The sequence below is a fragment of the Methylovulum psychrotolerans genome, assembly GCF_002209385.1.
Classification (GTDB): Bacteria; Pseudomonadota; Gammaproteobacteria; order Methylococcales; family Methylomonadaceae; genus Methylovulum; species Methylovulum psychrotolerans.
Genome location: NZ_CP022129.1, coordinates 4,084,325 through 4,097,656, shown reverse-complemented (window position 1 = coordinate 4,097,656; position 13,332 = coordinate 4,084,325). Strand labels below are relative to the sequence as shown.

The 13,332-nt window shown below is 54.6% G+C and carries 11 protein-coding genes; 5 read left to right on the top strand and 6 right to left on the bottom strand.

The window, feature by feature from the left end; all coding sequences use genetic code 11:
* Nucleotides 1-15: 15 nt before the first annotated feature.
* Both CEK71_RS18410 and CEK71_RS18405 read right to left on the bottom strand, forming a co-directional pair.
* Nucleotides 16-855 (bottom strand): sulfotransferase, encoded by an 840-nt coding sequence (locus tag CEK71_RS18410; RefSeq protein ID WP_088620750.1) that lies wholly within the window; start codon nt 853-855, stop codon nt 16-18.
* A 92-nt stretch (nt 856-947) separates the two neighbouring features.
* Nucleotides 948-1,916: a hypothetical protein gene (locus CEK71_RS18405; RefSeq protein ID WP_088620749.1), complete on the bottom strand. Its 969-nt coding sequence runs from the start codon at nt 1,914-1,916 to the stop codon at nt 948-950.
* Between the two features lie 260 nt (nt 1,917-2,176).
* Between CEK71_RS18405 and CEK71_RS18400 the strand changes: the two genes are divergently transcribed.
* Entirely contained in the window at nt 2,177-3,256 is a 1,080-nt protein-coding gene (locus CEK71_RS18400) for an acyltransferase family protein (RefSeq protein ID WP_088621687.1), read from the top strand.
* Nucleotides 3,257-3,496: 240 nt separating this feature from the next.
* On the opposite strand, the gene ispG is transcribed toward CEK71_RS18400, so the two are convergent.
* Both ispG and CEK71_RS18390 read right to left on the bottom strand, forming a co-directional pair.
* Nucleotides 3,497-4,732, bottom strand: coding sequence for a flavodoxin-dependent (E)-4-hydroxy-3-methylbut-2-enyl-diphosphate synthase (gene ispG / locus CEK71_RS18395; protein WP_088620748.1), 1,236 nt, complete (start codon nt 4,730-4,732; stop codon nt 3,497-3,499).
* A 108-nt stretch (nt 4,733-4,840) separates the two neighbouring features.
* Complete coding sequence (locus CEK71_RS18390) at nt 4,841-5,140, bottom strand: hypothetical protein (RefSeq protein ID WP_088620747.1); 300 nt, start codon at nt 5,138-5,140, stop codon at nt 4,841-4,843.
* A 1,005-nt stretch (nt 5,141-6,145) separates the two neighbouring features.
* Here CEK71_RS18390 and CEK71_RS18380 point away from each other — a divergent pair.
* Nucleotides 6,146-7,078, top strand: coding sequence for an SPFH domain-containing protein (locus CEK71_RS18380; RefSeq protein WP_088620745.1), 933 nt, complete (start codon nt 6,146-6,148; stop codon nt 7,076-7,078).
* A 2-nt stretch (nt 7,079-7,080) separates the two neighbouring features.
* The gene (locus CEK71_RS18375; protein WP_088620744.1) at nt 7,081-7,560 is read left to right on the top strand and encodes an NfeD family protein; all 480 of its coding nucleotides are present in this window, start codon (nt 7,081-7,083) and stop codon (nt 7,558-7,560) included.
* Between the two features lie 16 nt (nt 7,561-7,576).
* On the opposite strand, the gene CEK71_RS18370 is transcribed toward CEK71_RS18375, so the two are convergent.
* Nucleotides 7,577-10,327 (bottom strand): NB-ARC domain-containing protein, encoded by a 2,751-nt coding sequence (locus tag CEK71_RS18370; protein ID WP_088620743.1) that lies wholly within the window; start codon nt 10,325-10,327, stop codon nt 7,577-7,579.
* A 536-nt stretch (nt 10,328-10,863) separates the two neighbouring features.
* Nucleotides 10,864-11,166: a PIN domain-containing protein gene (locus CEK71_RS23300; protein WP_198328316.1), complete on the bottom strand. Its 303-nt coding sequence runs from the start codon at nt 11,164-11,166 to the stop codon at nt 10,864-10,866.
* 333 nt (nt 11,167-11,499) lie between these two features.
* Between CEK71_RS23300 and CEK71_RS18360 the strand changes: the two genes are divergently transcribed.
* Both CEK71_RS18360 and CEK71_RS18355 read left to right on the top strand, forming a co-directional pair.
* Nucleotides 11,500-12,195, top strand: coding sequence for a VIT1/CCC1 transporter family protein (locus tag CEK71_RS18360; RefSeq protein ID WP_088620742.1), 696 nt, complete (start codon nt 11,500-11,502; stop codon nt 12,193-12,195).
* 46 nt (nt 12,196-12,241) lie between these two features.
* On the top strand, nt 12,242-13,318 hold the full coding sequence (locus tag CEK71_RS18355; protein ID WP_088620741.1) for a PA0069 family radical SAM protein: 1,077 nt from the start codon (nt 12,242-12,244) through the stop codon (nt 13,316-13,318).
* Nucleotides 13,319-13,332: the final 14 nt, after the last annotated feature.

The window sequence follows — 13,332 nt, the reverse complement described above, 5'->3', positions numbered from 1 at the left end:
TATCGGCCTATTCGTCTAAATCGCTTGCATGAATTCGGCAGGAAAGTAAGCCCGCAAAAAGCGGTATTGGGGCTGGGCTAACGCGCTAAGATAACTGACTGCGGCCTCAGGAATAGGGTAAGGTGGGCTGGCATGGACTTTTTCATGTAGGCACTGGTAGCCTTGCCAGGGCGTGACTTGCAAAAATTGCCCGACCGTCTGCAACACCGCTTCCGGTTGTTGGCCGATCTGCCTGAACGGTATAAACAGCATGGCATCCCGCCCCAAGTGCCGCTCCCAACGGGGGATATAATCGGCGTAGTTGCCCCGCTCGGCCACTTCGGGGTCTTCGGCCAACGCCAGCCAAGTGCTGGCCGGGGTGTCTGCCGACAGGCCGCGCCGCCCGGCGTTCATGCGCAATTGCGATAAGGCGCGGTCTAACGGGTCACGGATCATCCACAGCACTTTTACCGCACCCAGCAAGCGTTTCATATAGAGGATGCCTTCATCGCCTATGGCGCAATATTCGGGAGTAATGTCGCCCAACAGCTTGCCTCGGGCCGCCCGGCGCGTGAAAGCCTGCCGATACCACGCTTCGGTGAACAAGGGCTTAGAAGCCATGGTCGCCAGATAGCGGACATAGCGGAAATCGACAGCCTGCGCTTGGTTAAGGTAATCTTTGAGCAGGTTTTTCGCCGATTGCTCGATGTGCCACTGCGTCCAAGCACGGTTAGCGGGGCAATACAAATGGTCGAAATAATGCAGTTCCTTAATGGGCGGCAACCAAATCTCAGGATGCTGGCGCAATTGCTCATAAAGCCAGGACGTGCCGGCTTTTTGGACACCGACGCACAGGAAGGAGGGAAGCGGGTTCATACCGTCAGGGAAATATGTCAGAAAAATTACAGTCTATTTTACACCTGCTTATATGACAATTTGATTATCAAGCAGCAACTAAGCAGCAGCTCTTACAGGGCGGCATCAGGCAGCGCAAACGTGCCTTGCCGATAGGGAAAGCCATACTGCGCGGCATACCGCCCGACAATTTCCGTGAACAGCGGCGACTTGGCGACTCTTGGCAAGGCGATCAGCAATTGCCAATACCGTCTGAGGGTGCGCCGTTTGCGGGCTTGCTGATAAAAGTCGGCCAGGCAAAACTGCCCGGCCAGAATGGCCCCGACGGTCGGCTTCAGCAAGCCCATTTCCGCCAGCCATTTCGGCATACCATGCCCCACGGCGGGCACTTTTAGCCGTACCAAAGCGGGGTTATCCGCCACCAACAACTGCACCTGCTTAGCATCCAATGCCAACCAAGGGTCATAAATGACATAGGCTTGCCGGACGCGCTTAAAGCCCGCCGCCGCATTATTCAGGCCCTCTTGCCATTGTTTGCGGTCAACAAATGGGAAACGGCTTTCCCACGGGGCGAAAGCCGCCGCTAAAGAGGCCTGTGGGTTCAGTGACAGCACGATGTCAGCCGATACCGCATCGGCATAAGCCAAAGCGGCAAAACCGCCCATACTGCCCCCGTAGGTGCTGACCTTGGCAAAGCTGCGGAAAAAGCCCCGCGCCTGCATTTGCGCAAAAAAGGCCGCCAGGTCGGCTTGGCGGTACCAGTCGCAGTCTTTAATCATCACCGCCATCACCGAATAGCCCAAGCCTTGCAAAAAACGCATGCCCCAGCCTTCGCGGCCTTCCCCGAAGGTTTTTCTTCTGCCCATCGGCTCAAACGTCACCACCAAGTCGGTGGCGGCAGCCGCTAAAAACATATCGATGCGGTAATGCGGCAAGTTAATAAAAAACCGCGACCCGGCTGGGGCGGCATCGGCAGGAGCGGGATTCGTCATCAGTATCAGCTCATGATAGGGAATGGCACACAGCGGCTGCGGCAGTCCAGATAAGCCCAGCGGCAGCGAGAACCCTAGTTTAAACTGCATTTACCGCCAAGCGCACTATTTTTTCAAGCGCTTGCTGGTGTCCTTGGCCGTAAACTAACGGTTTCTACAGGCATAAGTAAATGACTATCCTTTAACTTAATAGCAGTGAGGGCTGGGAGTGGGGTACGGCACTAAGATGCAATGAACGCCTACTTAATTTTATGCACGTTCCTTAGCGTCTATCGACTTTGCCGCCGCTGTCCGCTACTATTGCCGATTGGTTTTACCCGCCCTTTTTTCGCGCCATTATTTTACGACCCATGCTAGGCTTACTCCGCACAACACTGGCGTTGATGGTAGTCACCTTCCATTTGCTGATTGAGTTATCGCCCTTAGGCACTTATTCGGTATTTGGTTTTTACCTGATCAGCGGCTACCTGATGACCCTTATCATGCACGACAATTACGGCTATACCGGGTCAGGGCGGCTAGCTTTTGCCGCTAACCGCCTATTAAGGCTGTATCCGTCTTATTGGTTGGCGGCCTTAGGTTCGGCCGCTTTGATTATCGGCATCGGCCCGGCAACCGTCCTGCGTTACCATGACAGCCTATTTTTGCCGCAGTCGCTTAAAGATTATCTCAGCAATGCCAGTATGTTGTTTCCGGCTTGGCTGCCCAATTCGGTCGATCCGCGCCTCGTACCGCCCGCTTGGGCGTTAACGGTGGAGCTGTTTTTTTATGTGGCGATTGGCTTGGGCATTTCCAAACACCCGCGCCGCATTAAGGTTTGGCTACTGCTCTCCGTCGCCTATGTGATCGGCACTTATCTGCTGGAAGCTCCCCTAAGGCAACGCTATGCCCCCATCGCCGCCGGGTCGCTACCCTTTGCGGTCGGTTCGGCGCTGTATTTTTTAGCCAAGGAACCGCGTGTTTATCAGCTCTATGTCCGCAGCCGACTACGCGCCAGACATTTATTTATAGCCTTACTGGCCAACTGTTTGCTTTGGACTGTCCTGACCGTCACCCATCCGGGCCTCTACCTTGAAATCGGCTTTTATTTGAATATCGGCATTTGCGCCTTACTGGTCTACAGCTTGGCTAAAGGCGACAAAATTGCCGCTATCCCTGCCGCTGCGGATAAAGTGATCGGCGACTTTGCCTATCCGGTCTATTTGTGGCACTGGCAAGCCGGTTTGGCGGTAAGCTATTTGCTGTATGGCGAAGCATTTCATGAATTGTCGGGGCGCGGGGCCATCGTCTTCCTCACCACCTTGCTGGTGGTGGCCGTGCTGTCCCTGATGACCATCTATCTGGTGGACATCCCCATCCAACGCTTACGCACGAAAATCCGGGCGATGAACCGCCCCGCCGGACGGGATATGCCCCGCCGCCTACGCTGAAGCCTATAGGTGCAGTGCCAGCATAAAGCTTATGCTGGCCCAAAGGTGGTTAGAGACGTTGCAGTGCAACGTCTCTACAACAGATTTTATTTCATGCACATTCCTGAGATTAGTAATGTGCATGAAATAACTTCGGCAAAGCTTGTCATGAGGCGGTTTTCTCTTTGGAGGGCGGGCAAGATGCCCGCGCTCCAATACCCGTACCCTTTAGCGTTTGCCTGAATTATTTCCTGCTCATTCCTAAGCGCCCGCGTCTTCCTTAAGGCTATAGTGGCTTTCAATATAGCGTTGGACAATCTCTTGGAACTCTTCGGCAATCCGGTCACCTTTTAGCGTCACGGTTTTTTCGCCGTCTTCATAAACTGGCGCGACCGGGGTTTCGCCCGTACCGGGTAAGCTGATGCCGATATTGGCGCTTTTGCTTTCGCCAGGGCCATTGACCACACAGCCCATCACCGCCACCTCCATCGCCTCTACCCCAGGGTATTGGCTACGCCAGACCGGCATTTGGTCACGCAAATAGCCTTGGATGTCCATCGCCAGCTTTTGGAAATAATCGCTGGTGGTGCGTCCGCACCCTGGACAGGAAATGACCATCGGCGTGAACGAACGGAAACCCATCGTCTGCAAAATCTCTTGGCCGACAATAACCTCTTGGGTTCTGGAGGTGCCCGGTTCCGGGGTCAAGGAAATGCGGATAGTATCGCCGATACCTTGCTGCATCAGCACCGACAGGGCGGCGGCGGACGAGACAATGCCCTTAGAACCCATACCCGCTTCGGTCAGCCCCAAATGCAGGGTGTAATCGCAACGGCTGGACAAATCCTGATAAATGGCAATCAGTTCTTGGACATTGCTGATTTTACAGGACAAAATGATTTTATCTTTACCCAGCCCCAATTCCTCGGCTTTGGCGGCACTTTCCAGCGCCGACAGGACAATCGCCTTGCGGGTGATCGCGGCCAGCGGCTCAGGATGGGCCAGGGCGCGGTTATCGTCCAACAAACGGGTCAGCACCGCTTGGTCAAGACTGCCGCCGTTAACGCCGATACGCACCGGCTTATTATACTGGCAGGCAAATTCGATCATTTGTTGGAATTGCGGGTCACGGCTACGCCCACGCCCGACATTGCCCGGATTGATGCGGTATTTATCCAACGCTGCCGCACAATCGGGATATTTTTCCAATAGCTTATGGCCGTTAAAATGGAAATCGCCGACTATCGGCACCGAATAGCCTTTTTTGTCCAATTGATTGCGGATTTCCGCCACTGCTTTGGCGGCCTCTTCGGTATTGACGGTAATCCGCACCAGCTCCGAACCCGCCGTCGCCAGCTCAATGATTTGTTTAACCGTGGACTGGATGTCGGCGGTGTCGGTATTGGTCATGGACTGCACCACAATCGGCGCACCGCCGCCAACTTTGACATTGCCGACCATAACCGGATGGGTGATTTTTCTTAGGCTTAAAGACATACGCGAAATCTTCTTAGGAAATTAATAGGCTTAGTGCTTATTATACGCGATAGCGGCGCATGAGGCGATGGCAGAACAGCCCGCCGCCGCCAATCAGCCGCCGCACATTTATTTATGCGCCGGAGGAGCTGCCGGGGCGGGGGTCGGCACAGGCACGGGAACCGCCACCGGGGCATTGGGCGCCGCTTGGCTGGCGGCAGGAGCCGAGACGGCTTCTTTAGCGAGTTTGTCCCGGCGTGCGCCTTCGGTGAACAGCGTCACCGTCACCATCACCAGCACGGCAGTGATGGATGCCACCACGATGCGGTCGGCGCTTTTTAAGAAAAATAACGGCCATTTGGGCTTAATCATCCCGATAATAAAGAAAAGGATTGTCCACAGGGCCAGGTCAAAAGCGGCTGTTGTCATTGTTATTTACCTGTTTTAAGCATGGGTTGAAAAGAGTACAGTATTACCTGTCAGGGAATTTTTGCAAGCCTAGCGGCGGGCAAACCGTCTATTTTAAACATTGCCGCGCCGGGTGTGGCGGATTATTTATACTCGATCATCAAGTTTTTCATAAAGCCCGCCCTGCCCTGAATAGGGTAGGGCATTTGTTAAAAACACAAGCGTGTAGGGTAAGACTGCTCCCTCCCCTGATGGGGAGGGCTGGGGTGGGGAGAATAAAATCAATGACTTATGCTTATGACTTAGAGATTTTAATCAGACTGCTTTCTGTCTGTCTGATTAATGAAAAAAGCCTTATTTAGATTCTCCCCCCCATCCCTCCCCATTGTATGGACCGGAGACATAGGTAACACATGTTCGGGGACATGGGTGACGGTTTTTTTGGGCTTATTGAGACCAAAAAAAGTAATCCGGTATTGACAAAAATAACGCCTTGTTGGCAGTTTAAATTTATATGGCTAGGGTCCCACATGGTTATGAAAAAAAATCCAGCTAAAATTTTATATGCTAGGTTAACGGCCAATTTTTGCGTGCCTGTACGCTTTGTATTAGATGTTATTATGAGCTTCATCTAATGGACGGCAGGAACCCAGAAAATCAGTACCAAAATGTGTTACCCATGTCCCCGAACATGTGTTACCTATGTCCCACGTCCATACACCCATCAGGGGAGGGGGATGGATTTCATTGCAACTTGTTGTTTTAAATTAATTTGTTCAACTTTTCAATATCCGGTAGTTGAACAATTTATCCGAATGTTAAAAACTTGATGATCGAGTTATAGGCTTCAAACGGTCAAGTTTTCGGTTGTTTGGTAGGGTACAGCGTACCCTACGGTGAATTGTAAAAGCCGAAAACTTGGCCGTTCACAGTATAGATAGGCCGATAATTTAACGCCGACAGGGCTTAACAAGGCGCAAACGTACCAAAAACAACGTGTCATTTCTCAACGTAAGCGGAGGTTTTATGGATGGTTTAGGTATTGCAGTTTTAGTGGTGCTGGTGTTTGTCGTCTTAGCCTTACTGATGAGCATCATCTCAGTGCCGCAGGGTATGGAATACACGGTGGAGCGGTTCGGCAAATACACCCGCACCATCACCCCCGGCTTAGACTTTATCGTCCCGCTGGTCGACCGTATCGGCAAAAAAATGCTCATGATGGAGCAGGTCATGGACGTGCCGTCGCAAGAAGTCATCACCAAAGATAACGCGATGGTGACGGTGGACGGCGTGGTCTTTTATCAGGTCATGGATGCCGCCAAAGCCGCCTACGAAGTCAGCAAGCTCGATTGGGCGATACTCAACTTGGTCATGACCAATATCCGCACCGTCATGGGTTCTATGGATCTGGACGAATTGCTGTCCCGCCGCGACGACATCAACGCCCGCCTGCTGACCGTTGTTGACGATGCCACCACGCCATGGGGCATCAAAGCCACCCGCATCGAAATCAAAGACATCGCCCCGCCCAAAGATTTGGTGGAAGCCATGGGCCGGCAAATGAAGGCGGAACGCTTAAAACGCGCCTCGATTCTGGAAGCCGAAGGCTTAAGGCAATCGGAAATCCTCCGCGCCGAAGGGGCGCAACAAGCCGCCATCTTAGACGCGGAAGGCCGCAAAGAAGCCGCTTATCGCGATGCCGATGCCCGCGAACGTTTGGCACAAGCCGAAGCCAGAGCCACCCTGATGGTCTCCGAAGCCATCAGCAAGGGCGACATTAACGCCATCAACTACTTCGTCGCACAAAAATATATCGAAGCCCTCAAAGGGATCGGCACGGCCAATAACAGCAAGCTGATTTTTATGCCATTGGATTCTTCCAGTGTTATCGGTGCCTTAGGCGGCATCGGCGAACTGGCGAAAGAGGCGATGGCTAAAAACGCCAAAAGCGGGCAGTAACCATGGCGGCGTTGGGTTTTTTGTTTTGGTATTGGTGGGTGCTGGCGATAGTGTTCCTGATCGCCGAGATGCTGGTATCGGGGTTTTTCTTCTTATGGCTGGCCGCCGCCGCTTTCCTCAACGGCTTGATTTTTTGGCTACTGCCCGCCGTGACCTTGGACATACAGGTGCTGGTGTTTTCGCTCAGCGCCATCGTCGCCTTGGTGGTCTGGAAAAGCTATGCCAAAAAAATGCCCATCCATTCCGACCAGCCCTTGCTCAACCAACGCGGGGCGCAGTACATCGGCAGGGTCTTTAGCCTGTACGAAGCCATAGAAAACGGCCAAGGCAAAATCAGGGCGGACGATTCCATTTGGAAAGTCTACGGCGAAGATTGCCCGATGGGCACAAAAGTTAAAGTGGTCGCCGTTAACGGCACGGTCTTTGAGGTGCAGGCGGTTACCTCGGCAGCCGCCAATTTGCCGAGTCAGGACAACGTGTAAGCCGATGCTGAAGTTTTTACGCCCTCCCCGCCAGTTCCTCCAACCGTTCATTGACCCAAGCCAAGCTTTCTTTAAACTTCACATAAAGCGGCGATTTGGCGACTAATTCCGCCCATAGAGCTTGGGCTTGCCGATAATAGTCCAAGGCTAAGGGGAGATTACCCTGTTGTTCATAATGCAGGCCTAATTTCATGAGGGCAACGGCTAGGCCGTTAGTAAAGTCCAGATGGTCGGGGGCCGCAGCATGGAGTTCCTGTTTCAGGCGGTGATAATTTTGATACCAGCGCAAGGCCTGTTGCAGGTCGCCCAGCGTGGTGTGGGTGTTGCCTAAGTGTTGGCAGGCAATCGCCAAGCCGTTTTTAAAGTCCAGATGGCCGGGGGCGGCGGCATGGAGTTCTTGTGACAGCCTGTAGTCTTCTTCACGCCAGCGCAAGGCCTGTTGCAGGTCGCCCAGCGTGGTGTGGGTGTTGCCTAAGTGTTGGCAGGCAATCGCCACGCTATTTTTAAAGTCCAGATGGCCGGGGGCGGCGGCATGGAGTTCTTGTGCCAGACGGTGGTAGTCTTCATACCAGGGCAAGGCCTGTTGCAGGTCGCCCAGCGTGGTGTGGGTGTTGCCTAAGTATTGGCAGGCAATCGCCAAATTGTTTTTAAAGCCCAGATGGCCGGGGGCGGCGGCATGGAGTTCCTGTTCCAGGCGGTGGTAGTCTTGATACCAGCGTAAGGCCTGTTGCTGGTCGCCCAGCGTGGTGTGGGTGTTGCCTAAGTGTTGGCAGGCTATCGCCAACTGGTTTTTAAAGTCCAGATGGCCGGGGGCGGCGGCATGGAGTTCCTGTTCCAGGCGGTGGTAGTCTTGATACCAGAGCAAGGCCTGTTGCAGGTCGCCCAGCGTGGTGTGGGTGTAGCCTAAGTATTGGCAGGCAATCGCCAACTGGTTTTTAAACTCCAGATGGCTGGGGGCGGCGGCATGGAGTTCCTGTGCCAGGTGGTGGAATTCTTCATACCAGCGCAAGGCCTGTTGCAGGTCGCCCAGCGTGGTGTGGGTGTTGCCTAAGTATTGGCAGGCAATCGCCAAACCGTCTTTAAAGCCCAGATGGCCGGGGGCGGCGGCATGGAGTTCTTGTTTCAGGCGATGGTAGTTTTCGTACCAGCGCAAGGCCTGTTGCAGGTCGCCCAGCGTGGTGTGGGTGATGCCTAAGTATTGGCAGGCCACAGCTAAGTCATTTTTAACGTCCAGGTTATCCGGTTCGCGCTGATGGAACTCCGCCATAACCGCATACTCATCGGTAAAAGCCCTTAAGGCCTTGTCCAGGTTGCCGGTGGTCAGGTGGTAGCTGCCTATGTGTCCGTGCAACACGGCAAGCTTATGATCCCCCGGTAACCAGGCGGTGACGGCTTCACCATGGCGGCAGTAAGCCGCCGCGTCCGCGTAGCTGGCGTTGAGCAAATGCCCGCTGCCAGCTTCATAAGCCAGTTTGTCGGTCAGCTTAGCGACCAAACCCGCGCAATAGCCTTGCAAGTGTCCGGCATTTTTATGGCGGGTGATCTCCTGCACCACGGGGCTGGATTTGTAGTGGCTTATCCCATTTTGGGTGCTGTTCTCCAACCAACCGCGTGCCGCCAAGCCGCTGAGGATTTGGGAAAGGGTTGGGGCGGCGGCAGGTGGGCGGGGTTTCAGCCACGCGGTTACGCTATGCCATAGGTTCTTACGGGGTGTTGGGCTAAGGTCAAAAACCAATAGGTCTTTTAACCAAGGGAAAGGCAGGTTTTCGGCGGGCAGTACCGCCAGATTGCACAGCGCCCATTGTTCGGCTGCGCTTAACGGGGTGATTTGTTCCAGTTCGTCATACAGGGCGGCAATAATAGCGGCGGGGGTGGCGGTTTGTAAGCTGGGGAGTTGGCCTTTGCCCGCCATACGCACAGGTTGGTTTTTTGCTAAGCGCAATAAGCCGCGCTGTTGCAGGTCTTTCAGTAGATCGCTTAGGCTGTAAGTCATTTCGTCATGGTTCAGCATCGCCAAGTTCTTCGCCAACAGCTCCAGCACCAGCGTGTTGCCGCCCACCGCTTGGTAGATGCCAAAAAACAGCCCATCATCCTCTGTCCGGTGCTGCGGGTAATGGCTGTTGAAGACACTTAAGGCCACATCTTCCGGCAAGGCTTCAATCGGGTAACGGTCGGCACCGTTAAAGCTGTGCAGGCGGCTGGTGAGCAGGATATGGCAGTTGGTGCAGGCGTGTAAAAAGCCCCAGTGTTGCGCCAGCTCTTCGGCATTATTGGCATTGTCGATAATCAGCAAACAGGGCGCGGTGAGGTTGGCGACGGCGGCTTGCAGCACCTCCAAACGTTGCGCCGTGGGCATGGTGTCGGGGAAGCTGACTTGCAAAGGCGAAGCCAGCATCAGCAAGGCATCGTCTAAGCGGCTGGGGGCGTAGAGCCAAGCGATGTGGGCGTAATGGCTTTGGTAGGTTTGCCAATACTTCGCCGCCAACGAGGTTTTGCCGATACCGCCCTGGCCGTTGACCAACAGCAAGGGCTGGCTGTTTGCTTCCAACTTGGCGCGTATCGCCAATAAATCTTCCTCGCGGCCTTGGAACACGTCGGGGATGAACTGCGTGGCGGTCAGGTGGTGGGGGATGGTGGTTTCGGCGTAGTGGATGTGGGTGATGCTTTCGTTGTAACTGCTGCCGTCACCCATATTGGTCTGGCGGTCGGCGTTAATTTGGTCGCGTCCGATGTTGGGGCCTGTGCCTGAGTGGCTTTGTCGGGTCATGGCGGGGCTGTGCGGTAGCTGGGATGGTGGGGCAAGTTTAACACTAAGGTGGGGTTTGGGTAAGGGGCGGCCCGCGCCTTTTCTTCTTGCTCCCACCCTGCGCTCATCGTTATACACAAGTTTAAAAATACTTACGAATCAGTAAAGTAGCTTTTTAGCAACAATTTTGATTTGGCTCTATATGGGTTTCAGGGTCTTTTGCTAAAAATGTACGGCAGGCTGTTAATAAGCATGGCATCCTTAAAAATACCCGTCATTCCGGCATACCCACATAAAGGGATTGCCGGAATGACGGCTTCTTCTTAAAAATGTTAAAAGATATAGAGTCCGGCGTTAAGCAAACGACAGGTTAAACGTTGGTACATACGGTTATATCGTGCAATGGCTGAAGACCATTGCACTCCGTTCGGTGCGGTCTCTCCAGTGGAGTGCAAAGGTCTTTAGCCTTTGCCGAGGGCTTTAGCCCCCCGCGCCTAACCCAACAGTCAGGTCGGGCTGTCCCTGTGTCGCTTAATGAGTGACGGCATCTATATACTTCAAACGGTCAAGTTTTCGGTTTTTAGTGGGAGGGAGCGCGGGCATCCTGCCCGCCAGTTGCGGTCAAGATGACCGCGCTCCAAAAGCCGAAAACTTGACCGTTTGAAGTATAACGGCAATAGGCGCTGTTCGTATCGCTGCAAAATAGTGTCCAGCCAGCGTCGCAAATCCTCAGCAAAAGCCGGATTCATGCGCTGTTGCTGGGTGATGCCGCGTTCCACTTCGCCTATTGTGATGACGCTCAGGTACAAATCTGCCGGAATGACGGGTGGATTTATGGTCGCTACATTTATTAGCGGCAAAATGCCCCTGAAACCCATACAAAGCCTCAATTAAACTTGTGTAGATACCATGCCCTATTTAGGGTGGGCTTTATGAAAAACGTGAGCATCGAGTATATGATATTTGCACTCCCACTTGGAGTGGCTTAGACTTTCGGCTTCGTTCATCAGGCTTTTTCCCAATCGTATGCTGGGTGGTTCACAAGTGTAAGTGTCCTGATGGATTCTTCTTACTGCCAAACGTTTGCGGTTTCCCCGGCAAAGCCGATGGGATGCCTGTGATGTTTTAAACACCACAGATTGCCATAAAACTTACCCTTCTTACCATCACCGCCTTTCATAAAGGGACACAAGATGCTTAAACGCCATTCAGAACGCCACCGCACTGACCGTATTGGCTGGCTACGCGCCGCCGTTTTGGGGGCTAACGACGGCATTGTCTCAACGGCCAGCCTGATTGTTGGGGTGGCGGCCGCCCACACCCCGCAAAGCGAGGTATTGGTGGCGGGTGTGGCGGGCTTGGTGGCGGGGGCTATGTCGATGGCAGCAGGTGAATATGTGTCGGTCAGTTCGCAGGCCGATACCGAACGCGCCGACCTGGGCCGCGAACGCCAAGAGCTGGCGACGGATGCCGAAGCCGAACTGAAAGAGCTGGCGGCGATTTATGTGGAACGGGGTCTGGAGCCGCCATTGGCACAACAAGTCGCCGAACAGTTGACCGCCCATAACGCCTTGGCGACCCATGCGCGTGATGAGCTGGGCATTTCCGATAATTTGAGCGCCAAGCCGGTGCAAGCGGCATTCGCTTCGGCGGCGACGTTTGCGGTAGGTGCGGCCTTGCCGTTAGTGACGGTGCTGGTGGTGCCGGCCGCTTTATTAGTGCCGGTGGTGTCAGGCGGGGCACTGGTTTTTCTGATGCTCTTAGGTATTGTTGCCGCCCGGGTCGGTGGTGCGCCGGTGTTGAAATCGGCCGCCCGCGTGGTGTTTTGGGGTGCGCTCGCGCTGGGTCTGACGGCAGGGGTAGGGGCGTTGTTCGGCACGGTGGCGTAGTATTATGAGCGCCTTACCGCCCGCCACCCGCCACTAAGGTCTGCTTATGCCCAAACCCCTCACTTACAAAGGCCGTGGCAGCATCAGCAACACCGCCGGACGGTTCGAGCCGCAGCACAGCGAGGCGGCGGATGACGGTTGGGGCAGTTTGGATGCGCCATTGCCGCCGTTGGCGACGCAGGTGCTGACCGACAGCAGCAAATCGGTCATCAGTTATAACGACTCGCCGGATTTGCCGTTCGACCGCTCCATTAACCCTTATCGGGGCTGCGAACACGGCTGTATCTATTGTTTCGCCCGGCCTAGCCACGCCTACTTAGGGCTATCGCCGGGGCTGGATTTTGAGACCCGCATCCTCGTCAAACCCGCTGCCGCCCAACTGTTGCGCGAGGAGTTGGGCAAGCGCAACTACCGTTGTGCGCCGCTGGCCTTAGGCACCAACACCGACCCTTACCAGCCCTTAGAGCGGCAACAAAAAATCATGCGGCAGATTTTGGAGGTGTTGGCACAGGCCCGCCATCCGCTCAGCATCATCACTAAATCCGCGTTAATCGAGCGTGATATTGACTTGCTGGCGGCAATGGCGGCGCAGGGGCTGGTGTCGGTGCATTTATCGGTAACGACCCTAGACCGCCATCTGGCGCGGACGCTGGAACCGCGCGCCACCGCCCCGCAACGGCGATTACAGGCCATAACGGCTTTGCACGGGGCGGGCATTCCGGTCGGGGTGATGGTCGCGCCAGTGATTCCGGCTTTGACCGACCACGAACTGGAGGCGATTGTCAAAGCCGCCCACGCCGCCGGAGCCAGCAGTGCCGCTTATGTGTTCTTGCGCCTGCCCTTGGAGGTCGCCGACTTGTTTGAACAATGGCTACGCCAACATTACCCGCTCAAAGCCGACCATGTGTTAAACCTAATCCGCGAAAGCCACGGCGGCAAAACCTACGACAGCGACTTCCGGCACCGCCAGCGCGGCACCGGCGCGTACGCCGACCTGATCGGCCAACGCTTCCGCCTCATCTGCAAACGCTTAAGGATAGACCAACCCTTACCTGCATTGCGCACCGATTTGTTCCGCAAACCGGAAGCGGGCGGGCAGATGGGGTTTGATTTTTTTACTTGATAAAGGGCTGGGCA